The sequence below is a fragment of the Micromonospora sp. C41 genome (genome assembly GCF_018070485.1).
In the GTDB taxonomy this organism is placed as follows: domain Bacteria; phylum Actinomycetota; class Actinomycetes; order Mycobacteriales; family Micromonosporaceae; genus Micromonospora; species Micromonospora chalcea.
The window spans coordinates 35360-59456 of record NZ_JAGPXP010000032.1 but is presented as its reverse complement, the minus strand read 5'-3'; the positions used below and the strand labels follow the sequence as shown (position 1 = coordinate 59456).

Annotated in this window: 20 protein-coding genes and 2 pseudogenes; 8 read left to right on the top strand and 14 right to left on the bottom strand. The window is 74.7% G+C overall.

Annotated elements, in window-relative coordinates; translation table 11 throughout:
* Position 1 precedes the first annotated feature (1 nt).
* Positions 2-964, bottom strand: coding sequence for an NADH-quinone oxidoreductase subunit NuoH (gene nuoH / locus KBX43_RS26335; protein WP_064446633.1), 963 nt, complete (start codon positions 962-964; stop codon positions 2-4).
* Positions 964-1872 carry an NADH-quinone oxidoreductase subunit C gene (locus KBX43_RS32270; RefSeq protein WP_210887642.1) on the bottom strand — a complete coding sequence of 303 codons (909 nt, stop codon included), beginning with the start codon at positions 1870-1872 and terminating at the stop codon, positions 964-966. The genes nuoH and KBX43_RS32270 overlap by 1 nt, the downstream gene beginning before the upstream one ends.
* 102 nt (positions 1873-1974) lie before the next feature.
* On the opposite strand from KBX43_RS32270, the gene KBX43_RS26325 reads away from it, so the two are divergent.
* Entirely contained in the window at positions 1975-3021 is a 1047-nt protein-coding gene (locus tag KBX43_RS26325) for a glucose 1-dehydrogenase (RefSeq protein WP_176722782.1), read from the top strand.
* 31 nt (positions 3022-3052) lie between these two features.
* On the opposite strand, the gene KBX43_RS26320 is transcribed toward KBX43_RS26325, so the two are convergent.
* Entirely contained in the window at positions 3053-4369 is a 1317-nt protein-coding gene (locus KBX43_RS26320; RefSeq protein ID WP_043328199.1) for a DUF2252 domain-containing protein, read from the bottom strand.
* Between the two features lie 36 nt (positions 4370-4405).
* Positions 4406-4966, bottom strand: coding sequence for an NADH-quinone oxidoreductase subunit B (locus tag KBX43_RS26315; RefSeq protein WP_043328197.1), 561 nt, complete (start codon positions 4964-4966; stop codon positions 4406-4408).
* A 169-nt stretch (positions 4967-5135) separates the two neighbouring features.
* Between KBX43_RS26315 and KBX43_RS26310 the strand changes: the two genes are divergently transcribed.
* Positions 5136-6065, top strand: a complete 930-nt coding sequence (locus KBX43_RS26310; protein WP_113973467.1) for a hypothetical protein — start codon at positions 5136-5138, stop codon at positions 6063-6065.
* A gap of 49 nt (positions 6066-6114) precedes the next feature.
* Here KBX43_RS26310 and KBX43_RS26305 read toward each other — a convergent pair whose 3' ends face one another.
* Entirely contained in the window at positions 6115-7593 is a 1479-nt protein-coding gene (locus KBX43_RS26305) for an aminotransferase class V-fold PLP-dependent enzyme (RefSeq protein WP_113973627.1), read from the bottom strand.
* A 28-nt stretch (positions 7594-7621) separates the two neighbouring features.
* Positions 7622-8989 (bottom strand): MFS transporter, encoded by a 1368-nt coding sequence (locus KBX43_RS26300; protein WP_113973468.1) that lies wholly within the window; start codon positions 8987-8989, stop codon positions 7622-7624.
* A 123-nt stretch (positions 8990-9112) separates the two neighbouring features.
* On the opposite strand from KBX43_RS26300, the gene KBX43_RS26295 reads away from it, so the two are divergent.
* Together KBX43_RS26295 and KBX43_RS26290 are read left to right on the top strand one after the other, a co-directional pair.
* A complete protein-coding gene (locus KBX43_RS26295) occupies positions 9113-9469 on the top strand; it encodes a hypothetical protein (protein ID WP_043328193.1) in 357 nt (118 codons plus the stop codon).
* Between the two features lie 80 nt (positions 9470-9549).
* Positions 9550-10125: pseudogene (locus KBX43_RS26290) on the top strand (nucleotidyl transferase AbiEii/AbiGii toxin family protein); the annotation flags it as partial.
* Between the two features lie 58 nt (positions 10126-10183).
* Here KBX43_RS26290 and KBX43_RS26285 read toward each other — a convergent pair.
* Entirely contained in the window at positions 10184-10495 is a 312-nt protein-coding gene (locus KBX43_RS26285; RefSeq protein WP_043328189.1) for an MGMT family protein, read from the bottom strand.
* Between the two features lie 13 nt (positions 10496-10508).
* On the opposite strand from KBX43_RS26285, the gene proB reads away from it, so the two are divergent.
* Together proB and KBX43_RS26275 are read left to right on the top strand one after the other, a co-directional pair.
* Positions 10509-11666, top strand: coding sequence for a glutamate 5-kinase (gene proB / locus KBX43_RS26280; RefSeq protein WP_051611346.1), 1158 nt, complete (start codon positions 10509-10511; stop codon positions 11664-11666).
* A 74-nt stretch (positions 11667-11740) separates the two neighbouring features.
* Complete coding sequence (locus KBX43_RS26275) at positions 11741-12982, top strand: glutamate-5-semialdehyde dehydrogenase (RefSeq protein WP_113973469.1); 1242 nt, start codon at positions 11741-11743, stop codon at positions 12980-12982.
* A gap of 882 nt (positions 12983-13864) precedes the next feature.
* Here KBX43_RS26275 and KBX43_RS32160 read toward each other — a convergent pair.
* The 6 genes and pseudogenes from KBX43_RS32160 to KBX43_RS32155 form a co-directional block, all read right to left on the bottom strand.
* Positions 13865-14734 (bottom strand): annotated as a pseudogene (locus tag KBX43_RS32160) (hypothetical protein); the annotation flags it as partial.
* Between the two features lie 130 nt (positions 14735-14864).
* Entirely contained in the window at positions 14865-16112 is a 1248-nt protein-coding gene (gene moeZ / locus KBX43_RS26265; RefSeq protein WP_176722780.1) for an adenylyltransferase/sulfurtransferase MoeZ, read from the bottom strand.
* Between the two features lie 41 nt (positions 16113-16153).
* A complete protein-coding gene (locus KBX43_RS26260) occupies positions 16154-16999 on the bottom strand; it encodes a DUF3152 domain-containing protein (protein WP_104115501.1) in 846 nt (281 codons plus the stop codon).
* A gap of 78 nt (positions 17000-17077) precedes the next feature.
* The gene (locus KBX43_RS26255; RefSeq protein ID WP_210887636.1) at positions 17078-17935 is read right to left on the bottom strand and encodes a DUF3152 domain-containing protein; all 858 of its coding nucleotides are present in this window, start codon (positions 17933-17935) and stop codon (positions 17078-17080) included.
* A gap of 5 nt (positions 17936-17940) precedes the next feature.
* Positions 17941-18936 carry an alpha/beta fold hydrolase gene (locus KBX43_RS26250; protein WP_187694503.1) on the bottom strand — a complete coding sequence of 332 codons (996 nt, stop codon included), beginning with the start codon at positions 18934-18936 and terminating at the stop codon, positions 17941-17943.
* 39 nt (positions 18937-18975) lie between these two features.
* Positions 18976-22086: a hypothetical protein gene (locus KBX43_RS32155; RefSeq protein ID WP_210887633.1), complete on the bottom strand. Its 3111-nt coding sequence runs from the start codon at positions 22084-22086 to the stop codon at positions 18976-18978.
* 149 nt (positions 22087-22235) lie between these two features.
* Here KBX43_RS32155 and KBX43_RS26240 point away from each other — a divergent pair, with 149 nt between their 5' ends.
* Together KBX43_RS26240 and KBX43_RS26235 are read left to right on the top strand one after the other, a co-directional pair.
* On the top strand, positions 22236-22874 hold the full coding sequence (locus KBX43_RS26240; protein ID WP_030502929.1) for a TetR/AcrR family transcriptional regulator: 639 nt from the start codon (positions 22236-22238) through the stop codon (positions 22872-22874).
* Between the two features lie 65 nt (positions 22875-22939).
* A complete protein-coding gene (locus tag KBX43_RS26235; RefSeq protein WP_030502928.1) occupies positions 22940-23167 on the top strand; it encodes a DUF3107 domain-containing protein in 228 nt (75 codons plus the stop codon).
* A 45-nt stretch (positions 23168-23212) separates the two neighbouring features.
* Here KBX43_RS26235 and KBX43_RS26230 read toward each other — a convergent pair whose 3' ends face one another.
* Positions 23213-23899: a ferritin-like fold-containing protein gene (locus tag KBX43_RS26230; protein ID WP_043328173.1), complete on the bottom strand. Its 687-nt coding sequence runs from the start codon at positions 23897-23899 to the stop codon at positions 23213-23215.
* Positions 23900-24097 lie beyond the last annotated feature (198 nt).

Sequence of the window (24097 nt, the reverse complement as noted above, 5' to 3'; positions counted from 1 at the left end):
GTTACAGGGCCAGGCGGACTGCGGCGGTGAGGACGAGCTGGGCCAGGGCCAGGGGGACCAGGACCAGCCAGCAGAGGCGCTGGAGCTGGTCCTCGCGCAGCCTCGGGTAGCTCACCCGCAGCCAGATGATCACGAAGGCGACGGCGAACACCTTCAGCAGCGTCCACAGCCAGCCGAGCTGCGCGTCGGCGAACGGGCCCTGCCAGCCGCCGAGGAACAGCACAGTCGTCAGCGCCGCGATCACCACGATGCCGACGTACTCGGCGAGCAGGAAGAACGCGAACCGCAGCCCGGTGTACTCGGTCATGTAGCCGAAGACCAGCTCGGAGTCGGCCACCGGCATGTCGAACGGCGGGCGGCGGATCTCGGCCAGCCCCGCCACGAAGAAGATCACCATGGCCGGCGCCTGCCAGAGCAGCCACCACGGCTGCCACGCCTCCACGATGCCGGAGAGGCTGAGTGTGCCGGCCGCCATCGCCACCGAAGCGGCGGCCAGCACGAGCGGCAGCTCGTACCCGAGCAGCTGGGCCGCGCCGCGCAGCCCGCCGAGCAGGCTGTACTTGTTGGCCGACGCCCACGCGGACATGAGCACCGCCAGCACCCCGACGCCCACCACGGCGAGCACGAAGAACAGGCCGATGTCCAACGGCTGGGCGACCAGGTCACCCGGGCCGAGCGGGATCACCAGCAGCACCAGCAGGTACGGCACCAGCGCCACCGCGGGCGCCAGCCGGAACACCTGCCGGTCCGCGTCGCGCGGGGTGACGTCCTCCTTCTGCACGAACTTGATGCCGTCGGCCACCAGTTGCGCCCAGCCGTGGAAGCCGCCCGCGTACATCGGGCCCAGCCGGCCCTGCATGTGCGCCATCACCTTGTGCTCGGCCTGGCCGACGATCAGCGGCAGCGTGAGGAACGCGACGAGCACGCCCGCCACGCGCAGGACCAGCTCCAACCAGTCCGGCATCAGCTCTCCCCCGCCGCGTCGGGGTCCGGCTGCTGCCGGGGCGGACCGGTCGGCAGTTCCCCGGGTAGCGGCCGCCCGAGCGGACCCGCCTCACCGGCCGCCGGAGCAGCGCCGGACCCCGGCCCGGGCTCCCCGGAAGCAGGCTGCTCCGGAGCATCCCCGGCAGTCGGCCGCGCCGGACGCTCAGCGGCAGCCGGCCGAGCCGGACGCTCGCCCGGCGCAGGCCGTACCGGACGCTCACCAGGAGCGGGCCGCGCCGGACGCTCCCGGGCCGGGCGGGCCGGCGTACCCCCGCGGGGTCCCTCACCGGCGCCCGCCGCACCCGCCGGCGTGGGCGTCGTGCCCCACTCACCCGGCGCGGGCACGCCCGGCGGCCGGACCGGCCGGCGGCCGCCGCCCGCCTCCGACTCGCCCGGCTCCTTCGCGCCGGGCCACGGCTTGGCGACCCGGGAGGCGAGGACGAACTCCTTGCGCAGCGGGTGCCCCTCGAACTCCGGCGGCAGCAGCAGCGGCCGCAGCTCGCCGTGGCCGGCGAAGTCGATGCCGAACATCTCGTGGGTCTCCCGCTCGTGCCAGGCCGCGCCGGGGAACAGGTCGACCACCGAGGCGACGACGGGCGCGTCGCGGGGCACGCGGGTGCGCAGCAGCAGCCCGTGCCGGTGCGCGACCGACCAGAGGTGCAGCACCACGTCGAAGCCGTCGGCCAGCTCGTCCACCGCCGACAGCCAGTCGAGGAAGTCGAGACCCAGCTCGGCGTCGTCGCGCGCCGCACGCACCGCGTCCGCCCAGCTCGCCGGGGGTACGTCAACGGTGGCGCGGGCGTACCCCTGACCGCCGGAGACCGACGCGGTGGCCTCCACGGGCGCGAGCAGCTCGACCACCCGCCGGCCGACCTCTTCCGGAGTCATGCGCTGATCCTATGGCCGACGGCTGCGGACCGGGTCGGGCCGCCCGTGCCGGATCGTCGCTTTGCCGGGCGGACGGCGGGAGCGCGCGGGAGGATGAGGGACGTGCGCGCTGTGACTGTGACCCCCGGTGTCCCGGACTCGCTACGGCTGGTCGAGGACTGGCCCGAGCCGGCGCCCGAGGAGGGTGCGATCCTGGTGGAGGCGCTGGCGGTGGGCGTCTGCGGCACCGACCACGAGATCGTCGCGGGCGAGTACGGCGAGGCGCCGCCGGGCCAGGAGCGGCTGGTGCTCGGGCACGAGTCGCTGGGCCGGGTGCTGGAGGATCCGACCGGCACGTTGCAGCCCGGCGACCTGGTGGCGGGCGTGGTCCGCCACCCCGATCCGGTGCCCTGCGCGAACTGCGCGGTGGACGAGTGGGACATGTGCCGCAACGGGCTGTACACCGAGCACGGCATCAAGGGACTGCCCGGTTTCGCCCGGGAACGCTGGCGGCTGCAGCCCAAGTTCGCGGTCGGCCTGGACCCGGCCCTCGCGTCGGTGGGCATGCTGCTGGAGCCGGCCAGCGTGGTGGCGAAGGCGTGGGACCACATCGAGCGGATCGGGCGCCGGGCCGAGTGGACGCCGAAGAGCGTGCTGATCACCGGGGCCGGGCCGATCGGCCTGCTGGCGGCGCTGCTCGGTAGCCAGCGTGAGCTGTCGGTGCACGTGCTGGACCGCAACACCACCGGCCCGAAGCCGGACCTGGTCCGGGCGCTGGGCGCCACGTACCACACGTCGTCGGTGACCGAGCTGGACGTGAAACCCGACGTGGTGATCGAGTGCACCGGCGCGCCGACGGTGGTGCTGGACGCCATGTGCAAGGCCGCGCCCACCGGGATCGTCTGCCTGACCGGTGTGTCCAGCGGCGGGCGGACCATCAACTTCGACGCCGGGGCGCTCAACCGGGAGCTGGTGCTGGAGAACAACGTGGTGTTCGGCTCGGTGAACGCCGGCCGGCGGCACTGGGACCTGGCCGCCGAGGCGCTCGCCCAGGCGGACCAGTCCTGGCTGACGTCGCTGATCACCCGCCGCGTACCGGTCTCGAACTACCGGGAGGCGTACGCCCGCACCGGCGAGGACATCAAGGCGGTGCTGGACTTCACGCAGTGAGGCGGGGCGCCGCGGTCGGCGCCCCGCGCCCTCAGATGCCGGGCAGCCGGCCGTTGCGGAACAGGTCCACGAAGAGCTGGTGGTCCTCGCGGGCCCGGATCCCGTACCGGTGCGCGAAGTCGACCAGGTAGTCGACGAACCCGTCCGGGTCGGAGTCGACGGCAGCGACGATCGCCTCCTCGGTGGAGTAGTCGACCAGGTCGTGGCTGGACTCGTCGTCGGCCACCGAGTGCATCCGGGCCACCGCGCGGCCCAGGTCGGCGAGCACCCCGGCCAGTTCCTCCGGCTCGTTCACGTCGGCCCAGTCGAGGTCCGCCGCGTACGGGGAGACCTCCGCGACGAGCTGGCCGACGCCGTCCAGCTCGGTGAAGCCCAGCCACGGGTCGGCGTGCGCCTGCAACGCGCGCTGCGACTCGGCGGTGCGGTGCCCCTGGTGCCGGAAGTACGACCGGACCCGCTCGTCGTCGACGTACCGCGCCACGGCCGGCACCTGCGCCTGCTTCATGTAGATGACGACGTCGTTCTCCAGCGCCTGGGTGTGCCCCTCCAGCAGCAGGTTGTACGACGGCAGCCCGGCCGACCCGATGCCGACGCCCTTGCGCAGCACCACGTCCTTGATGCCGGTGGCCACCGGGCGCAGCCGGGCGGCCGAGTCCGGCAGCGTGTGCAGGTAGTCGGCGAACGCGGCGCAGACCTTCTCCCGGGTCGCGTCGTCGATCTCGTGCACGCCGTCGCCGAGGGAGAACCGGCGCTCGTAGTTGTCGACGGTGGTCTGCGCGGCGAGCAGGTCCACCCGGGTATTCAGCCGCGCCTGCTGGAGCACCCGGCGCAGCACGCCGTCGGCGTTGTCCAGCGTGATCGAGCCGATCGCGTCGTCCCCGCCGGCCGCGATGGCCCGCAGCTCGGCCAGGTACGACCGGGCGAAGCCGGTGACCAGTTCGCCGATCACCCGGTCGGAGAGGGCCTTCGCGTAGCCGATCAGCGCCACGCTCGCCGCAAGGCGCTTCAGGTCCCAGGTGAACGGCCCGACGTACGCCTCGTCGAAGTCGTTGACGTTGAACACGAGCTGCCCGGAGGCGTTCATGTAGGTGCCGAAGTTCTCGGCGTGCAGGTCGCCGTGGATCCACACCCGGCTGGTCCGGCCGTCGAGGAACCGGTCGCTGCCGAAGTCGCCGCGCTGGTCGGCGTAGAACAGCGCCGCGCTGCCCCGGTAGAACGCGAACGGTGACGCGGCCATCTTGCGGAACTTACGGCGGAACGCCGCCGGGTCGATCGCCATGGACGCGCCGAACTCCTCGGTCAGCACGTCGATGATGAATGCGGAGCGCTTCTCCGCGAAGTCGGTCATGAGCCGCAGGCTAGACCGGCGGCGCCACCCGACGGCTCAGCCGAGCGGCGGACGGACCGGCGGCGCGGTCAGCGCCTCGACCGGCCGCGCCACAGCGTCCGCCGGAGAGGCGAGCGCGTCGGGGCGGGCCACGCCGCCGACGCCGGACTGCTCGGCGGCGATCTTCTCCTGGAGGCGCAGGATGCCGTGCAGCAGCGCCTCCGGGCGCGGCGGGCAGCCGGGCACGTACACGTCGACCGGGATGAGCTGGTCGACGCCCTTGGTGACCGAGTAGGAGTCCCAGTACGGGCCGCCGCAGTTGGAGCAGGCGCCGAACGAGATCACGTACTTCGGTTCGGGCATCTGGTCGTAGAGCCGCTTGACCGCCGGGGCCATCTTGTCGGTGACGGTGCCGCTGACCACCATCAGGTCGGCCTGCCGGGGGCCGTGGGCGAACGGGATCACGCCGAGCCGCATGAAGTCGTGCCGGCCCATGCTGGTCGCGATGAACTCGATGGCGCAGCAGGCCAGGCCGAAGTTGAACACCCAGAGCGAGTAGCGGCGGCCCCAGTTCAGCACGAACCGGATCGGCTCGCCGAGCACGCCCGGCAGCTGCATCTCCGACCTCCCGCTGTCCGTGAACCCCGAGCAGACAGTCAACCACAGCGGTCCGGTGTCGTACCCACGACAGGGAACCCGGGCAACTGTCCCCGGGGCCGGCGGGTGTCTTCACTGTCGGGCGGACGGAACCACCGCCGCCCACCACGGGGATCACGGAGGACCTGTCATGACCACACGTACGGCACGAGTCGCCACCGCGCTGCTGGCCGGGGCGGCAGCGCTGTTCGCGCTGGCCACGCCCGCCGCAGCCACGAGCGGCACCGCTGCGGCACGGCTGACCGTCGACACCGGGCCGCTGGTGCTGACGCCCACCGACCGGGGGTACGTCGGCACGCTGACCGCGACGATCAGCAACCGGGGCCGGGCCGACGGCGTCGCCGACCTGCGCATCACCGAGCCGGCCGGCGCCTCGTTCATCGGCCTCGACGACGGCACGCCGTGGTTCACCGAGGGCCTGGTGGAAAACCGCCGGGTCATCGGCAGCTTCGGCGGCCGGGTCGCGGCGGGCGACAGCCGGGCCCTGCGGCTCAACTTCCAGGTCTGGACGACAGCGCGCGCCTACCCGATGGTCGCGCCGGGCGGCTCGATCGCGGTGGTGCCGGGCGGCGGCGCCCGGGTCGCGGATCGCGACGCCTTCCCGACCGTGTTCCGGTCCACCTCGGGCAGCGTCCGCGCGCCGCGCGTCTACCGGCAGGCCACCGCGACGGACCTGACCGTAAACGGTCGTGACGTGACGCTGACCCGCCAGGCCGACGGAAGCCTGCTGGGCCGGATGCCGGTAACGGTGCGCTACGGCAACGACGCGCCGTCGTTCCGGCTCGCCGCGCGGGCGGCCCTGCCCGCCGGGGTCGAGGTCTGGAGCACCGATCCGCAGGACCTGCCCAGCTTCCCGGACTCGTTCGACGTCCCGGGCGGCCGGTTCATGCCCGGCGAGGAGCGCACGTTCGACGTCGTCCTGCGGGCACCGGCCGGAACGCCGGCCGGCGTGCTGGGCAGCGGCACGTTCACCGTCGAGGCCCGCTACGTGAACGAGCCGGTCGGGGACGTCGACCCGGCGGACGACACCACCACGTTCAGCGTCGGCGCGGCCGGCTGAGACACCGCACGACGCGGCCCGCCCGGAATCCGGGCGGGCCGCGTTCGCGTCACCAGGCCGGGCGCTGGAGCAACCCGACGAACTCGGCGAGCAGCCGCTCCCGCAGCCGGGCCGGCGCGGCGTCGAGCAGCGTGTTGACCACCGCCATCCGCTCCGGCGCACCGGCGTCGGCGGCCAGGCCGAGCCCGCCCGCCAGCCCGGCCACCAGATCGGGGGTGAGCGCCTCCGGGGTGAGGCTGCCGGTCAGCGCCAGCAGCTCCGGCGGCAGCACCACCGGCCCGGCGGCGCGGGCCGCCGCGACCGCCTCGGCCAGCGCCGGGCCGAACTCGGCCACCCGGGGCGCCACCGCCGCGGTCACCGTCAGGTGCACGCTGGCCGGCAGATCGGCGTACGTGAGCTGGGGCTGGGTGTGCCAGCCACGCTCGGTCAGCTCGTCGACCAGCACGAACAGGTCGAGCCCCGGATCGTCGCTGGTGAAGCAGACGACAGTGGTCTCCGGTTCGGCCATCAGCCGCAGCCCGTCGGTGGCCCGGATCGCGTCGGCGAGCCCGGCGACCGCGTCCCGGGTGGCGGCGGCAAGCCGCAGGTACCCGTCCTCGCCGAGGTGCCGCAGCGTGGCGTACGCGGCGGCGATCGGCCCGCCGGAGCGGGTGGAGGCGATCACCGGGTTGACCATCGTGTACCCGGGCCAGTCCGCGTACGCGAAGAACTGCGGGGCGCGCAGCGCCGGATCGCGGTGCAGCAGCACCGAGACGCCCTTCGGCGCGTACGCGTACTTGTGCAGGTCCACCGAGATCGAGGTGACCCCCGGCACGGTGAAGTCGAACGGCGGCACCGGCGCGCCGAGCCGACGCAGCCAGGGCAGCGCCCAGCCGCCGAAGCAGGCGTCCACGTGGCATCGCACCCCGGCGGCCTGCGCGACGGCGGCGATCTCCGCGACCGGGTCGACCACCCCGTGCGCGTACGACGGCGCGGACGCGACCACCAGCACGGTCTCCGGGCGGATCGCGGCGGCCACCGCTGCCACGTCCGGGCGCAGCGTCACCGGGTCGACCGGCACCGTGTCCAGAGCGACCCGCAGGTAGTGCGCCGCCTTGGCGAACGCGGCGTGCGCGCTCGCCGGCGCCACGATCCGCGGCTCGGTCAGGTCGGGGCGGGCGTCCCGGGCCGCCTTGACGGCGAGCAGCAGCGACTCGGTGCCGCCACTGGTGACGCTGCCCACCACGTCCGGCGCGCCGGTGCCGGGGCCGCCGCCGAGCAGCCGGGCGGCGGCGCCGACGAGCGCGTTCTCCATCGCCAGCAGCGACGGGAACGCGGTCGGGTCGAGGCCGTTGACGTGGGCGCTCTGCGCGTACGCGGCCTGCGCCAGCTCGTCCAGACCGGCCACGCCGGGGTCGTAGACGTACGCGAACAACCGCCCGCCGTGCGTGGGCCGGTCGGCGTCCCGCAGCGCGCGGATCTCGCCGAGTACGTCCGCCGCGGGCATCCCCTGGGCGGGCAGCGCACCGGCGCCTGCCGTGTCGGTCATCGGGTGGTTCCTCTCGTGGACGGGGTGCTCACGCCCGCGCGGCCGGCGCGGCGTCATCGGCCTCGGGTGCGGCGGCGGTCAGCTGGGCCGGGGTCAGGGTGTAGCCGCGCAGCAGCACCAGCGGGATCGCCACCAGCAGCGCGGGCAGCACGGTGAAGCCGAGCAGCACACCGAGACGTGCCGTGTCGGACTGGACGGCGGCGGTACCGGTGGACGAGGAGACATAGCCGGAGAGCTGGAGCACCAGCCCGTAGATGCCCGGTCCCAGCGCCAGCCCGAACGTCTCCCCGGCGGTCCAGAGCCCGGTGAACACCCCGGCCTGCCGGCGTCCGGTGCGCGCCGTGTCGTACGCGATGCAGTCCGGCAGCATGGCCAGCGCGAACACCTGCTGGCCCGCGTACCCGACGCCGATCACCGCGACCACCGCGTAGGCCGCGGCGGCGGGCAGCGCGGGCGCGGCGACCAAGGCCAGCGCGCCCACCGCGAAGATCAGCGACGCGGCGACCAGCGACGCCCGCTTGCCCAGCCGGGCGCCGGCCCGCGACCACAGCGGCATGACCAGCAGCGCGGGTGCCACGAAGCAGGCGAACAGCAGCGTCGGGCCGCTGTCCGGCTCGCGCAGCACCTGGCCGGCGAAGTACTTCACCCCGGCCAGCACGGTGGCCACCCCGGCGGACTGGATCACGAAGCAGATCAGCAGCACCCGGAACGGCCGGTTGCCGGTGGCGACAGCGAGCTGGGCGCGCAGGCTCGGCTCGCTCTCCCCCACCGTGCCGGTCGGCGCGGACCGGGTGCCCAGGAACACGCCGACGGTGCCGGCGACGATCAGCGCGGCGACGAACAGGCCCATCCACCGGTGACCGGGCACGCCGTCGCCGCCCGCGCTCACCACGGCCGGGGCCACCGCGCCAGAGACCAGGATGGCCAGCGCCAGCACCGCGATCCGCCAGGTCATCAGCCGGGTACGCTCCGCCGGGTCGGCGGTCAGCTCGGCCGGCATGGCCACGTACGGCACCTGGAAGAACGCGAACGCGGTGGCTGTCGCCAGGAACGCCAGCGCCACGTACGCGGCGGCGGCCGGACCGTTCGCGAACGGCGCGGCGAAGATCGAGGCGAACAGCACGGCGAGCGCCAGCCCGCCGACCAGCAGGTACGGACGGCGGGCGCCCCAGCGGGAGCGGGTCCGGTCGGAGATCCGCCCGGCGACCGGGTTGACCAGCACGTCCCACGCCTTCGGCAGGAGCACCAGCAGCGCGGCCAGCCCGGCGGCGACGCCGAGCGTGTCGGTGAGGTACGGCAGCAGGAGCAGCCCGGGCACGGTGCCGAACGCGCCGGTGACCAGGGAACCGAGCGCGTATCCGAGGTGCACCCGGCGGGGCAGGCCCGAAGCTGTCATGGAGCCGAATGCTACTCACGTTATGGCTCGCGTCACATCCCCTCCCGGACGCTGCTTGTTCGATGCCGCCAGGCGCTCGCGAGTCGCAACAAGCCGCAGGTCGGCACCGTTACCCTGTAGGGCATGGACCCGGCCCGATCCGTTCGCAGCTCGCGGGCACCGTACGAGGCCCGCCCCGGCCGCCGTGCGGTCGTGGTCCCCGCCCTGAGCGAATTGCAGGGCCCGGTCACCGGCATCGTCGAGTTGCCCCACCGGCTGTTCTGGCAACCCGACCGGCACGTCGACCTCGACGTTCCGGGGCTGCTCGCCTGGATGTACGAGACGGTGCTCACCGAAGCCGTTCATCCCGACGAGCTGCGCACCTGGCTGCACGGACCCACCCTCGTCCGGCTGTGGCCCGAGCTTTACGTGCCCCGCGGTGTCCGCCGCGCCTGGGAAGAGAGCCACCCGGTGCTGCGCGCCCGGGACGTCGCCGCCTGATGTCACCCGCGCCGGACCCGTTCCAGCACGAGGTCGCCCGTATCGCGCTCGCCGTGGCCGGCTGACACGGCTTCGCCCTCGCCGGCGGCCAGGCCCTCATCGCCCACGGCATCGGCGCCCGTCCCACCGAGGACGTGGACCTGTTCACCGATCTCGACGGCGGGGTCACCGCAGCCGCCGAGCTGGTGCACGCCACCCTGCTCGATGCCGGGTTCCAGGTCGAGACCATCGCCGAGCCCACCGAGCTGGACGATGTCTTCTACGGCTTCGAACACGACATGACCGAGTTCGAGGTTCGCCGCGACGACCGGACCGTACGACTGCAACTCGTGCGCTTCGCGCGCAGCGCCAGCCCGATCGTGCTCGACGTCGGGCCGGTGCTGCACCTGGACGACGTGATCGGCACCAAAGTCGCCGCCATGGTGACCCGTGCTCAACCCCGCGACTACATCGACGTAGCCGCCGCGCTCCGCCGGTACAGCAGGAACGACCTGGTGGACCTCGCACGGCGTGCCGACCCGGCGCTCACCGACGAAGAGTTCCAGGACGCGCTGCAGCGCCTCGACCGCCTCCCCGACACCGTCTTCGCGCTCTACCGCCTCACCCCGGCTGAGATCCACGACCTCCGGCACGCGTTCTCCGAGTGGCCGCGATGACTCGGCCCCGTTGAGCGGAGTCGCGATCGATCGACCGGCCGCCTCCGACGCGGTCGGGTCACCCCTCGTCCGGCGACCAGGACGCCGCCGCCAGGTCCACCCGGTCCCCGCGCAGCGGGCACCCCTCGGCGAGCAGCCTCTCCCGCGCCTTGCGCTCGTGACCCGGCGGCAGCCGGCCGGCCGAGTTCACCACCCGGTGCCACGGCACGCCGCCTCCGTGCCGCGCCATGATCGAGCCGACCAGCCGCGGCGACGCCCGCCCGGAGCGGTCGGCGAGCGCGTCGGCCACCGCCCCGTACGACATCACGCGGCCCGGCGGGATCCGCTCGACAAGTGCCAGCACCGCCTCGACGTACTCGTCAGGTGTCACGAGCTGCCACGATATGGGAACGCGCCGCGGCGTCACAGACCGCAGCGCGCAGAATGGTCGGGTGCGCGAAGCAGTCACCTCGGCCCGCCGGATCGTCGTCAAGATCGGTTCGTCCTCGCTGACCACCGCGACCGGTGGCCTGGACGACGCCCGGGTCGACGCGCTCGTCGACACGCTCGGCGGGCTGGCCGCCGCCGGACGCGAGGTGGTGCTGGTCTCCTCCGGCGCGATCGCCGCCGGCCTCGCCCCGCTGCGGCTGCCCCGGCGCCCGCGCGACCTGGCCACCCAGCAGGCCGCCGCCAGCGTCGGGCAGGGCCTGCTGATCGGACGGTACGCTGCCGCGTTCGCCCGGCACGGCCGCACCGTCGGGCAGGTGCTGCTCACCGTGGACGACGTGACCCGGCGCGCGCACTACCGCAACGCGTACCGGACGCTGCGGAAACTGCTCGACCTGCGGGCCGTGCCGATCGTCAACGAGAACGACACGGTGGCCACCGAGGAGATCCGGTTCGGCGACAACGACCGCCTCGCCGCGCTCGTCGCCGCGCTCGTCGACGCCGACCTGCTGGTGCTGCTCTCCGACGTCGACGCGCTCTGGACCGGCAACCCGGCCCGCCCGGGCAGCACCCGCATCACCGAGGTGCACGGCGAGGGTGACCTCGCGGGCGTGGACATCGGCGGGGCCGGCCGGGCCGGGGTGGGCACCGGGGGCATGGTGACGAAGGTCGAGGCGGCCCGCATCGCGACCGGCTTCGGCATCCCGGTGGTGCTGACCGCCGCGCCGCTGGCCGCGCCGGCGCTGGCCGGGGAGCCCGTCGGCACGTACTTCCACCCGAGCAGCCGCCGTCCCGCCGCGCGCCTGTTCTGGCTGGCGCACGCGACCGCGCCCCGGGGCCGCCTGCACCTCGACCCGGGCGCGGTGCAGGCGGTGGTGGGCCGCCGCAAGTCGCTGCTGCCCGCCGGCATCACCGCCGTCGACGGCGCGTTCACCGCCGGGGACCCGGTCGACCTGGTCGACACCGCCGGCGCGCCGGTGGCCCGCGGGCTGGTCAACTACGACGCGGTGGAACTGCCCGGCCTGCTCGGCCGTTCCACCTCCGAACTCGCCGCGGCGCTCGGCCCGGCGTACGAACGTGAGGTCGTCCACCGCGACGACCTCGTCCTGCTGTAAGCAAGGGCCCCTTATTAACAGACGTCTGTTAATAAGGGGCCCCTCCTTAAAACACCTCCGAAGGAGTACGCACGATGAGCGTCGTCGAGCAGGCCCGGCGAGCCCGGGACGCGGCGGAAGCCCTGGCCACTGCCACCCGTACCGTCAAGGACGCCGCGCTGCACGCGATGGCCGACGCGCTCGTGGCGCGTACCCCCGAGGTGTTGGCGGCGAACGCCGCGGACCTGGCGGCCGGGCGCGAGGCCGGGCTGTCCGCGGCCGTGCTGGACCGGCTCGCGCTCGACGAGGGCCGGGTGGCGGCGATCGCCGACGCGCTGCGCCAGATGGCCGCGCTGCCCGATCCGGTCGGTGAGGTGGTACGCGGCTCGACGCTGCCCAACGGCCTGGAGCTGCGCCAGATCCGGGTGCCGTTCGGGGTCGTCGGCATCGTCTACGAGGGCCGGCCGAACGTGACAGTCGACGCGGCCGGGATCTGCCTGAAGTCCGGCAACGCGGCGCTGCTGCGCGGCTCCTCGTCGGCCGCGCACTCGAACGCGGCGCTGGTCGCGGTGCTGCGCGACGCGGTCGCCGGCGCCGGACTGCCGGCCGACGCGGTGCAGCTGCTCGACTCCAGCACCCGTGACTCGGTCAAGGAGCTGATGCGCGCCCGCGGCCTGGTCGACGTGCTGATCCCGCGCGGCGGCGCGTCGCTGATCCGCGCCGTGGTCGAGGAGTCGACGGTGCCGGTGATCGAGACCGGCGTGGGCAACTGCCACGTGTACGTCGATGCCGCCGCCGACCTCGACAAGGCGCTGGCGGTCACGTTGAACGCCAAGACCCAGCGCCTGTCCACCTGCAACACCGCCGAGTCGCTGCTGGTGCACCGCGACGTCGCCGACGCGTTCCTGCCGGCCGTGCTCGCCGCGTTCGCCGAGGCCGGGGTGACCGTGCACGGCACGCCCGAGGTGGCCGCCCACTCCGACGCCGTGGTGCCGGCCACCGAGGAGGACTTCGGCACCGAGTACCTCTCCGCCGACATCTCCGTCGCCGTGGTCGACTCGCTCGACGCGGCGGTCGCGCACATCCGCCGGTACGGCACCGGTCACACCGAGGCGATCGTCACCGACTCGCAGCGGGCGGCCCGGGAGTTCGTGGCCCGGGTGGACTCGGCCGCGGTCATGGTCAACGCGTCCACCCGGTTCACCGACGGCGGCGAGTTCGGATTCGGCGCGGAGATCGGCATCTCGACGCAGAAGCTGCACGCGCGCGGCCCGATGGGCCTGCCGGAGCTGACCAGCACCAAGTACGTGGTGACCGGGGACGGTCACCTACGCTGACCGACCTTGCCCGTTGTGGCGCGCCGGCGCCACCCCCGCACTTTGATGCCACCACCTCCCCGAACTGGTGTTGATCATCAGCTGGCCGGGCTAGGCGATCTGGAGTGGATCTCCGTCGGCCGGTGCGGCGGGGGCGACCGGCGGAACTGTGCCGGGCTGCGGCGGTGCGGCGATCACCTGGGCGGTGGGCTCCGATGGCGGCGTGACCAGCGGAGGCAAACCCGGGGACACGGGGGCGGCCGGTGGCACCGCAACCGCCGGAGGCAGAGCGGGCGGCACCGGGCCGGGCAGCAGCTCCGACACCAGCTGCGCGGCAGGCCCGGCGCTCTCGTCGGGAAGCAGATCGGGCGTGACGATCCAGGCGGACCACGGCGCCTGCCCGCTGTCCGCACCGGCCGACACCTCAGCACCGGCCGACGGATCAGGCCCTGCTCCCGATCCGGGCGTCGCATCCGGCCCGGTGTCCGGACGGAACCAGGTATCCGGCCCGAGACCCCGGGCCGGAAACAGCTCCGGCGCGCCGTCCGACAGCGCGGGCGCGATCCCGGCCGACGGGTCGGTGCCGAAACTGGACGACAGGTCGGAGCCGAAGCCCGCCGAAGGGTCGGAAGCGGGACCCGCCGATGCGACCGATGCCTCGGCCGGGCCGGTCAACGGGCGAGCCGGGCCGGTCAACGGGCGAGCCGGGCCGGGCAGCGGAGACACGGGCGCAGGCGACGCGGGCGTGGAGGCGGGCGGCCCAGAGTCGGGCGCGGGCGGCGGAGACGTCGATGCGGGGAGCCGGCGCGGGCGCGGGGCCGGCACCGCGGGCGGCGGGGGCAGCTCGGCGGGGCGCGGCGCCACGAACGGCGCGCCGGACACCGGGGCCTCGGGCGTGTTCGGACGGCACGCCCGGATCGCCCGCAGCGTGGTGTGCACGTCGAACTGGTGGCCGTCGTCGCTGTCCCAGCCGCCGTCGCTGCGCTGGGTCTCGGCGAGCCGCCTGCGCGCGGACACCAGCAGCCACTGCTCCTCGCCGACGTCGACCCGGCGCAGCGTGGCGGCGAGCCAGGCCACGTCGGCCGGGGACATCCGGGGGATCCGGTCGGCCAGCACCGCCTGGATGCGCGCCGACTCGTAGTACATCTGCTGGCGGTGCAGCACCGCGGCGGCGAGCCAGCCGGCGGGCAGGAAGGACGGCCAGCTTCCGTCCGGGGCGAGCTGGGCGGCGAGCGCCTGGGCCGCCGCCTGCACCACACCGGCGTACGCGCCGCCGACCCGGTGGTCCAGCGGCCCGGCGGCCCGGGCGTCCAGCCCGGCCACCGTGAGCCAGAATCCGGCGTTGGCGGTCTGGTAGAGCCGGGCCTCCGGATCGCCGGGGGTGGCCCATTCGGGGGCGAGCCCGGCCAGCGACGGATCCTCGTCCCAGCCGCCGTCTGGTAGTTGCCGGGCGGCCAGCCAGTCCAGCGCGTGCCGGGCCGCCGGGCGGCCGAGCGCGCCGAGGTCGTCCAGCTCGGCCAGACGGAAGCAGGTCGCGTCGATCGAGGCGACTTCGCCGTCGAGTACGGCGGGCCAGCCGCCGCCCGGCGCCGGCCCGGACTCGGCGGCGTCGAGCACGTCGGACGGCACCGGAGCGCCGGTGCGCAGCCGGGAGAGCCGGGCGCGGTCCACCGCGTCTCCGTGAGCGACGACGAATCCGATCGCCGCGTCCAAGTCCACCACGGCCCTGACGGTACTGGCGCGGCCGGGGTTACGCCTCGGTAGCTCGGTCAGGGCCGGTACCGCCCACCGGTCGCCGAACGCATCCACCTGCGGGTCGGGCGACCAGGCGTTTGTCCACGCCACGGGGTACGGAAAGCACGACGGGCCCGCCCGGGGAACCGGGCGGGCCCATCGACGCGACTCAGTACGACGGCAGGGACGGGTCGATCTGCTTGACCCAGGAGAGCACACCGCCCTGGACGTGCACGGCGTCGTTGAAGCCGGCCGCCTTCAGCGCGGCGAGCGCCTCGGCCGAGCGGACGCCGGACTTGCAGTGCAGCACGATCTGCCGGTCCTGCGGGAACTTCGCCAGCGCCTCGCCGGAGAGGATCTCGCCCTTGGGGATGAGCGTCGAGCCGGGGATGCGGACGATCTCGTACTCGGCGGGCTCGCGCACGTCGACCAGGAAGATGTCCTTGCCGGAGTCCTGCCAGTCCTTCAGCTCCAGCGCGGTGATGGTCGAGTCGACCACCGCCTCCTGCGCCTCGTCGGAGACCGCGCCGCAGAAGTCCTCGTAGTCCTCCATCAGGTCGGTGAGGGTCGGGTTCTCACCGCAGAGCACGCAGTTGGGATCCTTGCGGACCTTGATCTTGCGGTAGCTCATCTCCAGGGCGTCGTAGACCATCAGCCGGCCGACGAGCGGCTCACCGATGCCGGCGAGCAGCTTGATCGCCTCGTTGACCTGGATCGACCCGATGGACGCGCAGAGCACGCCGAGTACGCCGCCCTCGGCGCAGGAGGGGACCATGCCGGGCGGCGGCGGCTCCGGGTAGAGGCAGCGGTAGCAGGGCCCGTGCTCGGCCCAGAACACCGACGCCTGGCCGTCGAAGCGGTAGATCGAACCCCAGACGTACGGCTTGCCGAGCAGCACCGCGGCGTCGTTGACCATGTACCGGGTGGCGAAGTTGTCGGTGCCGTCCACGATCAGGTCGTACCGGGAGAAGATGTCCCGGACGTTCTCCCGGTCCAGCGCGGTGTTGTGGATCTCCACGTTGACCAGCGGGTTGATCTCGCGGATCGACGCGGCGGCGGACTCGGCCTTGGAGCGGCCCACGTCGGAGACGCCGTGGATGACCTGGCGCTGCAGGTTCGACTCGTCGACGGTGTCGAAGTCGATGATGCCGAGCGTGCCGACACCGGCCGCGGCCAGGTAGAGCAGGGCCGGCGAGCCGAGGCCGCCGGCGCCGACACAGAGCACCCGGGCGTTCTTCAGCCGCTTCTGCCCCTCGACCCCGACGTCCGGGATGATCAGGTGGCGCGAGTATCGGCGGATCTCGTCTACGGTCAGCTCGGCGGCGGGTTCGACGAGCGGGGGCAACGACACGGTGGACTCCCCGGGATCGGCGGTGTGACCGCGCCATTGTCGCTCGCCCGGGCGGGGATCGGCCATGATGAGGGACACTCGGCCCGAACTGCGGGACCGGGAATAACTCAGACCCCGTCGGTGGGCTCGCCGGAGTATCGAGCCCCGTCGACGTACGGCCAGGCGTTCGGCAGGCAGCCGTCCAGCCCGTACGTCTGCTGCTGCATCACCGGGGCGGGCGCGCCGGGCGCGGGGCACGCCTGGTGCAGCTCGCCGAACTCGTGTCCGACCTCGTGGTTGATCACGTAGGTCCGGTAGACGTCCAGCGGGGCGCCGTAGTCGGGCACCGCCGTCATCCAGCGGGCCAGGTTGAGCACGACCCGGCCGGGCAGCCGGCAGGAGGTGTACCGGTCGGTGCGCAGTCCGCCCTCGGCGCACATCCGCTCGGAGGTGACGGGGGTGGCGAGGTAGACGGTGAAGTCGGCGGCGGCCGCCTCGGGCACCCGCTGCACCCGCAGTTCCCCCGACGCGATCCAGCTGCGCGGGTCGCCGAGCACCGCGTCCACGGTGGCGGCGAAACCGTCGGCGTCCTGCCCCGTACCGTGCTCGACCTCGACCCGGTAGCGGCGCAGCGGCCCGGCGTGTCCGCGTACCGGGGATCGGCCCTGGGCCACGGCGAACGTGCCGGGGCCGGCGGTGGGGTAGCCGGTCGGCGGCGCGGCCGGGACGTCGGCCTCGGCGGCCCCGCGGGCGAGCGACGGCTCGGCCGCGAGCGACGTCCCGCCGGGCCCGGGGGCGTTCAGCCGGGTGACGCCGACCGCTCCGCTGCCAGCGGCCAGCAGCATCGCCAGCAGCAGCACCGAGCGGCGGCGACGACGGCGCATGCGGCGCACCGTGGGACGCTCGGCCGGGTGACGGGGCGGCGGTCGGCGGCGCGGCTCGGCGTGCATGTCGTAAGGGGACGACGAGGTCATGACACCAGCGTGCCATGCAATTCGGGCATTTAGCTGCTTTTGCCGCCTATGCCGCGAATGTTCTTCACGAACCGGCGGTCACAGGCTCTGCCCGGCGTACCGCTTCCCGCCCACGTAGGGCCAGGGGTTCGGGCGGCAGCCGTTGAGGAAGAGCGTCTGCTGCTGCATCACCGGCGCGGCCCGCCCCGCCCGCGGACACCCCTCGTGCCGGTGCCCGAGCTGGTGGCCCACCTCGTGATTGATCACGTAGAGCCGGTAGTCGTCGAGCGTCATCCCGGCGGCGACCAGGTGCGGCGCGGAGGTCCGCCACCGGTCCAGGTTGATCACCACCTTGCCCGGAACCCGGCAGGACGTGTACGGCACCCCGCCCACGCGGATGTCGATCCCGCCCGCGCCACACAACCGCCGCGCCGTCTCCCGGGTGGCCAGGTAGATCGTGAAGTCGTACCCGCTGCCCGGCCCGACCCGCTGCAACCGCAACCGGCCGCCGTCCACCCAGCTCCCCGGGCCGGCCAGCGCCCGCTGCACCGCATCGCCGAAATCGCGGACCTGCTCGCCCGAGCCGTTCTCGACCGCCACCCGGAACCGCTGCAGCGGCCCGGAGCGGCCCAGCACCCCGCCGGGCCGGTCGTCGTAGCCGAAGCTGCCCCGCCCCTTCGCTGGCCCCGGGTCGGACAGCGTCAGCACCGGCGGCGGCGAGGAGCTGGGCGTCACCACCGGCGACGGGGACACGCTCGGCGGCGTCCGCGTCGGCGCCGGAGGCTGGGCCACGAACCCGTCGGTGACCCGCGTCCCCGCCCCCGCCGACGGAAGTTGCAGCGCCGCGCCGACGCCGACCGCGGCGACGGCGAGGAAGGCGCACACCACGAGGGCGGAGCGCCAGGGACGAGCGGAGGCCCGGGACCGGGCGGTGCGGGGAGGGCGTGAGCTGGGCATCCGGCTCAGCCTGCCATGTCGCGCCCCGTTCCGCTCTCCCCCGCACCGGCGTCCGGCGACGACGGCTCGCCGAGCAGCCCCAGCACCGCCCGCGCCACCGTCCGCGGGACCTCCAACTGCGCCACGTGCCCGACGCCGTCGAGCATCAGCAGCCGGCTGTCCGGGATCACGCGGGCCGCCTGCGGCGCCACCCGGACGTCGACCAGGCGGTCCTGCCTTCCGCCCACCACCAGCGTGGGCGCCCGCACCGCCGCCGCCTGCCGCCACAGCGCGCCCTCCCCCGGCAGGTACGAGCGCAGGAAACTGCCGACCAGTCCCCGGAAGGTACGCACGTACGCGGCGGCGTGGTGCGCTGCCTCGTACCGGACCCGGATCTCGTCGATCGCCTCCTGCCGGCGCTGCTCGCTGATCCGGGTCAGATCCGCGACGCACGCCTCCATAACCTGCTGCGCCGCCACCTCGGGCGTGAACTGGGCCAGTCGCCAGGCGGCCAGCCGCTCACCACGGGGGATCGCCAGCAGCGGAAGCATCCGCCCCTGCAACGAACGCCGGAAGTCCAGGAACGGCAGGGCCGGCGAGATCAGGGTGAGCGTGCGGACCAGGTCCGGCCGCAGCGCCGCCACCCGGACCGAGATCGCGCCGCCGAGCGAGTTGCCGAACAGGTGTACCGGCCCCCGGTCGGTGTGCTCGATCCAGCGGATCACCCGGTCGGCGAAGGCCGGGATGGTGTAGCGCGGTCCGGGCTCGCTGCGCCCGAAGCCGGGCAGGTCGACCGCCTGGCCGTCGAGCCGGCCGGCGAGCAGGCCGGCCAGGTCGGTCCAGTTCTGCGCGGACCCGCCGAGTCCGTGCACGTACAGCGCCGGTTCCGCGCCGGGCCCGGTCGCCGGGGTGTCCCGGACGTGCACGAGCGTGCCGTCGAGCCGGACGTGCCGGCCGGGCCAGGGCGGCGGGACCTCGTGCGCGGGGAGGCTGTGCTCCGGCCAGAGTGCGGCGCGTTTCATGTCTCCAGTCTTCCCCGCGCGCGCCGTACCGCACACCGTTCAGGCGAGCAGCGCCTCCAGCCGCCGGTTCACCGCCGCCAGCGTGGCCCGCACGACCGCCTGCCGGGGATCCCCGGCGACCAGGGCCGACCCGGCCAGTTGCTCCACCCAGCCGTCGCAGACCAGCAGCACGACAACCGTCGCCACCTCGCAGTTGCCGAACGGCACCACGGCGGCGTGCTCCACGAAGCACCGGCCGTGCTCACCGGCCGGGACGCCCCGGCCGAGCAACTCGTCCACCGCCGCGGCCGCCGCCACCGCGCACAGCCGCAGCACGTACCCGTCGACGGCCGGCCCGGTCGCGTGGCCCTCGGCGGTCCGGTCGCCCGCGATCAGGCGGACCTCAGTGGTGGCGTCCAGGCCGAACGTGCTCACCAGGACGTGCTCGATGACCACCCGGGGCCCGGGCGCGCCGCCGGTGTCGAGCGGTCGCGACGGCGCGGTCTCCGTCGTGGTCATCTGCCCACCGGAGTACGAGGTGCCGAGCGTCACCGGGCTGCCGGTGGACATGCCGGTCGGCGCGGCGGCCAGCGACGTCTCGTCGACAGCGGCCCGGCCCCGGTGGGTGGCCTGCCGGCGGCGGCGCGGCGGCTCGTCGCCCTCGGCCGGGGCGTCGGCCGGACGCGCGGCGCGGTCCGTGCCGCCGAACCGCCCTTCACCGGAGCGGTTCGCGGCCGGGCGCACCACACCGGTACGCGTCGGCGTCTCGTCCCCGGCCGGTCCGGGCTCGTCACCGTTGCGGGGCGCGGGCACCGCCGTCCGCGTCTCGTCCGGCAGGGCGCGGGCGTGAATCGGCCCGGGTGAACGGCCCTCGCCCGCCCGTGCCTCACCGGCCCGGTCCAGCCGGGCCGATCGGCGGCGCAGTGGGGCCGGCGGCGGCACGACCGGCGCGCCGGGCAGGTTCTGCGGCGCCGCCGCCAGGCCCATCCGTTCCTGGAGCAGCCGGGCCACCAGGCGGCTGACCTCTGCCGGGTCCGCGCCGTCGGCCAGGTCGAGCCGGAGGCTGTGCGCGCCGGCCGGGGTACGGCGCAGCGCCGCGTCGCGTACGCCGGCCACCTCGCGGACCGCGTCCAGGATCGCGTTGACGTCGAAGCCCTCCGGGCGCTCACGCAGCGGCGCGGGTTCGTCGTCCCGGCGCAGGTGGGTGGCGATGCGGGCGAGTTCGGGGGTCTCGGCGGACGGTTCCACTGCGGGCGGCTCCGGCACGACTGGCACGTCCGGCTCGGCGGGGACGCGCTGCGGCAGCACCACTGGGGCCGGTTCCTCCGGTCGGGGCTCGGTGGCCGCGTCGGCGGCCGGCACGGGTTCCGGCGCGGACCGGCGGGCGGCGTAGGGGGGCGCGCTCGCCGGCTGGGGCGCGGAGGTGCGGTCGGTGTGCGCCGCACCGCTCGTGGCGGGGACGCCGGAGATCGGCCGCGCCGGCACACCGGAGATCGGCCCGGCCGGGACGCCGGACGTCGGCCGGGCCGGCACGCCCGAGATCGGCTGTGCCGGGAGGCCGGAGGCCGGCTGCGCCGGGACTCCGGAGATCGGCCGGGCAGGGGCGGCCGGCGGCTGCCGGGGATCGTCGGCGGTCTCACCGGTGGCCCGGGTCGCGGGGTTGGCGACGGGCGCGGCGGCAGGCGGCGGCCCGGCGGGCGCGGAGGGGTAGCCGGGGAACGTCGGCGTGTACCCGCCGGCCGGGGCGGGTGGGGCGCTCGCCGGCTCGGGACCGGTGGCCGGGTTCACCGGCGGGACCGGCACCGGCGGCCCGGCCCACGAGGGTCGCTCGTACCCGTGCGGCGGCTCGCCGTCGCCCCGGGCCAGCCGGAACGGCCGGGTCGCCTCACGCGCCGGCTCCGGACCGGTGCCCGGCTCGGACTCGTACTGACGCGGCGGTTCCGGCTCGTACGGCCGGGTCGGTTCCGGTCCGGCGGCCGGCTCGGCGCGCAGCGGCTCGTACGGCCGTACCGGCTCGGGCCGGGGCGGCTCGTAGCCGGACGGCGGCTCGACGCGGGCCGGCATGTACGGCCGCACCGGCTCGGGCGCCCACTCGGCCGCGCGCTCGTCGCGGGCCGGCCGGTCGTCCCAGCCCGCCCGGTCGTCCCAGCCCGCGCGGTCGTCATGGCTGGCACGGTCGTCGTGGGCCGCGCGGTCGTCGTGGCTGACACGGTCGTCGTGGCTGGCACGGTCGTCATGGGCCGAGCGGTCGTCGCGGGCGGCGCGGCGGCCGGCGGTGTCGTCCTCCCGCTCGCGCCGGTCGGCGGGCTCGGCGGCGCGGCGCGCCGCCGGCTCGTCGGTGCGGGCCCACGGCGGGGCCCAGCCGTCGCCCCAGCTCGGGCGGTTCCAGGACGGTCCGGACCAGTCGGGTTCACCGGCGCCCGGGTCGTCCGCGGCGGGCTCCCGGGAGTCGGCGGCGGCCCGGGGCCCGGCGGCGCCCGCCGGTCCGTCCGGCGGGCGGACGTCGCCCACGGGCTGCGCGGAACGGCCGGCCGGGTCGGCGGACGGCTCGCCGGCGGCCCGGTCGGCCCAGCCACGGGAGAGCGACGGGGTGGACTCGGTGTTCGGCGCGTGGAAGCCCGGTGGCACCTCGAAGCCGGATGCGGCGGCGCCGACCGGCGGCACCTGCAGGGCCGGGGGCGCGGAGGCGGGGCCGCTCTCGGCCCAGCGGGGCGCGGCGGCCGGGTCGTCGGCGGCGTGCCGGGAGCCGGCGGCGTCGGCCGGGTTCACCTGCTGCTCGGCCGGGGGCGCCGGTCGCGGGGCCGGTACGGCCAGCCGCTCGCCGTCGCTCTGCCGGGGCGGTTCGTCCGCCGGCGGGGCACTGACCGGCGCCTGGCGGGTCACGCGCGACTCCTCCCCGGCGTGGTGCACGCCGTTGACGTGGCGGCCGTTCACCGGTCCCGGCTCCGGTCGGCCGGGTAGCGGAGCCGGCAGGTCACCGTGCCGGGGCGAGGAGGCGGCCCAGCCGCCGAGATCGCCGTAGGGCCAGCCGCCGGGCGCCGGAGCACCACGGGACCAGCCGTTCGGCGGGGGCGCCCAACCGCCGCCGGTACGGGCGGGTTCGTCCTGCCGGCCCGTCCCGTCGCCGTGCTCTCCCGGGGTGGCGGCTCCGGGTTGCCCTGTTTCACTCACCGCGCGCTCCTTGGTCGCCCCCGCTGAGGCTACCGTGTGGTGACAGTGGCGATAAGTTACAGCGGCGGGCCAATTCCGCGACGGGTTCACGAACCCGCACCGGTTCGGGTGATACGTGCCGGCTCGTACGCAGATACTCGGAGGTTCCCATGACCGCAGTGGGGAACGGTGCACAGACCGCCGGTCGGCCCACCCGCCTGCCCCGCTCGGCACGCCGTAAGCAGCTGCTCGCCGCTGCTCAGGAGGTGTTCGTCGCGCAGGGCTACCACGCCGCCGCGATGGACGACATCGCCGAGCGGGCCGGGGTCTCCAAGCCGGTGCTCTACCAACACTTCCCCGGGAAGATGGAGCTCTACCTGGCGCTGCTGGACACGCACTGTGACGCGATAGTGGCAAACGTGCAGGGCGCCATGAGCAGCACCAGCGACAACAAGGAACGGGTCAGCGCCGCGGTCCGCGCGTACTTCGACTTCGTCGACCACGAGAGCGAGGCGTTCCGGCTGGTCTTCGAGTCCGACCTGCGCAACGACCCGGCGGTGCGGCAGCGGGTGGAGCGGGTCGAGCAGGGCTGCATCGCGGCCATCACCGACACGATCATCTCGGACACCGGCGTCAGCCGGTCGCATGCCGAGCTGCTCGCATCGGGCCTGGTCGGCGCCGCCGAGACGGCCGCCCAGTTCTGGCTCGCCGGCGGCCGTCAGGTGCCCAAGGCGGAGGCCGAGGCGCTGGTCGCGGCCCTGTCCTGGCGGGGCATCGCCAGCTTCCCGCTGCAAGGTGAGTCAGCCTGAACATCGGGCCGCCGGATCGGATAGCCTTCCCACGGTGGCTTTTTCGCCCCAGTTGAGGAGGCACAGTGGAGGTCAAGATCGGCGTGCAGTACGCGCCGCGGGAGCTGGTCCTGGAAAGCGCGCAGTCGCCGGCCGAGATCGAGCAGATCGTGACCGACGCCTTCGCCAGGAGCGAGGGCACGCTCTCCCTGACCGACGAGAAGGGCCGGCGCGTGATCGTGCCGGTCGGCAAGGTCGCCTACGTCGAGATCGCCGAGGCGTCGCCTCGCGCGGTCGGGTTCACCGTTCGCTGATTCCCGCGGCGCCGGCCGCCGTGGCGGGCCTCCCGCCACGGCGGCTCAGTTGTTCAGCCCGACCGCCGTCATCCGCGCGGTGTGCGCCTCGGTCAGCCGGCGCAGCAGCCCCGGCACGTCCCCACCGGTCCGGCCGATCAACGCGCTGAGCGCGCCCCGGTCGGCGGCGGCGACCCGGCCGGCCTGGGACAGCGCCTCCCCGAGCAGCCGCCGGGCCCACATGGAGAGCCGGCCCGCGGCCCGGGGATCGGCCTCGATCGCGGCCCGGATCTCGGCCGCGGCGAACTCGGCGTACCGGGAGTCGTGCAGCACGTCGAGCAGCAGCGTCCGCTCCGGCCCGTCCAGGCCGTCGGCGATCCCGCGCAGGAAGTCGTCGGTGATCGCGTCGCCCACGTACGCCTTCGTCACCGCCTCCGCCCAGTCCCGCGGCTCGGTCGAGTCGTGGTACGCCCGCAGCGCCTCGACGTAGGGGACCATCGCCTCCTCCGGGGTGACGCCCCACGCGGCGAGGCGGTCGGTCAGCCAGCGATAGTGGGCGATCTCCGCGGCGGCCATCTCGCTGAGCGCGGCGCGGCGGCCCAGGTCGGGCGCGAGGCGGGCGTCGGCGGCGAGGCGGTCGAAGGCGAGCAGTTCGCCGTACGCGACGAGCCCGAACAGGTCGATCGCGGCGGGATCGGGGGCGGTGGGACCGGCGGCGGCAGAGCCGGTCGCGGCGGGGTCGGGGGCGGCCACGAGCGCAGGCTACCGGCGCCAACGCTGTGACTCAAGTCACATCGAGCCGCCCCGCGCGCACGGCCACCACCTGGGAATCGGGACGACTCAGGGGCCGTTCAGGTAGGATGAGACAGTTGCCGTGGGCACCGATTCGGTCAGCTTCGCTGATCAAGACCGGTCCCCGACGCGCGTGCGGCCCGGTCCGGCTCGGCGATT

Excerpts from the sequence above, each read along its gene's own strand:
- nuoH (WP_064446633.1), bottom strand. The coding sequence starts at position 964 with ATGCCGGACTGGTTGGAGCTGGTCCTGCGCGTGGCGGGCGTGCTCGTC.
- KBX43_RS32270 (WP_210887642.1), bottom strand. The coding sequence starts at position 1,872 with ATGACTCCGGAAGAGGTCGGCCGGCGGGTGGTCGAGCTGCTCGCGCCC.
- KBX43_RS26320 (WP_043328199.1), bottom strand. The coding sequence starts at position 4,369 with ATGACCGACTTCGCGGAGAAGCGCTCCGCATTCATCATCGACGTGCTG.
- KBX43_RS26315 (WP_043328197.1), bottom strand. The coding sequence starts at position 4,966 with ATGCAGCTGCCGGGCGTGCTCGGCGAGCCGATCCGGTTCGTGCTGAAC.
- KBX43_RS26310 (WP_113973467.1), top strand. The coding sequence starts at position 5,136 with ATGACCACACGTACGGCACGAGTCGCCACCGCGCTGCTGGCCGGGGCG.
- KBX43_RS26305 (WP_113973627.1), bottom strand. The coding sequence starts at position 7,593 with ATGACCGACACGGCAGGCGCCGGTGCGCTGCCCGCCCAGGGGATGCCC.
- KBX43_RS26300 (WP_113973468.1), bottom strand. The coding sequence starts at position 8,989 with ATGACAGCTTCGGGCCTGCCCCGCCGGGTGCACCTCGGATACGCGCTC.
- KBX43_RS26295 (WP_043328193.1), top strand. The coding sequence starts at position 9,113 with ATGGACCCGGCCCGATCCGTTCGCAGCTCGCGGGCACCGTACGAGGCC.
- proB (WP_051611346.1), top strand. The coding sequence starts at position 10,509 with ATGGGAACGCGCCGCGGCGTCACAGACCGCAGCGCGCAGAATGGTCGG.
- KBX43_RS26275 (WP_113973469.1), top strand. The coding sequence starts at position 11,741 with ATGAGCGTCGTCGAGCAGGCCCGGCGAGCCCGGGACGCGGCGGAAGCC.
- moeZ (WP_176722780.1), bottom strand. The coding sequence starts at position 16,112 with ATGGCCGATCCCCGCCCGGGCGAGCGACAATGGCGCGGTCACACCGCC.
- KBX43_RS26260 (WP_104115501.1), bottom strand. The coding sequence starts at position 16,999 with ATGACCTCGTCGTCCCCTTACGACATGCACGCCGAGCCGCGCCGCCGA.
- KBX43_RS26255 (WP_210887636.1), bottom strand. The coding sequence starts at position 17,935 with ATGCCCAGCTCACGCCCTCCCCGCACCGCCCGGTCCCGGGCCTCCGCT.
- KBX43_RS26250 (WP_187694503.1), bottom strand. The coding sequence starts at position 18,936 with ATGAAACGCGCCGCACTCTGGCCGGAGCACAGCCTCCCCGCGCACGAG.
- KBX43_RS26240 (WP_030502929.1), top strand. The coding sequence starts at position 22,236 with ATGACCGCAGTGGGGAACGGTGCACAGACCGCCGGTCGGCCCACCCGC.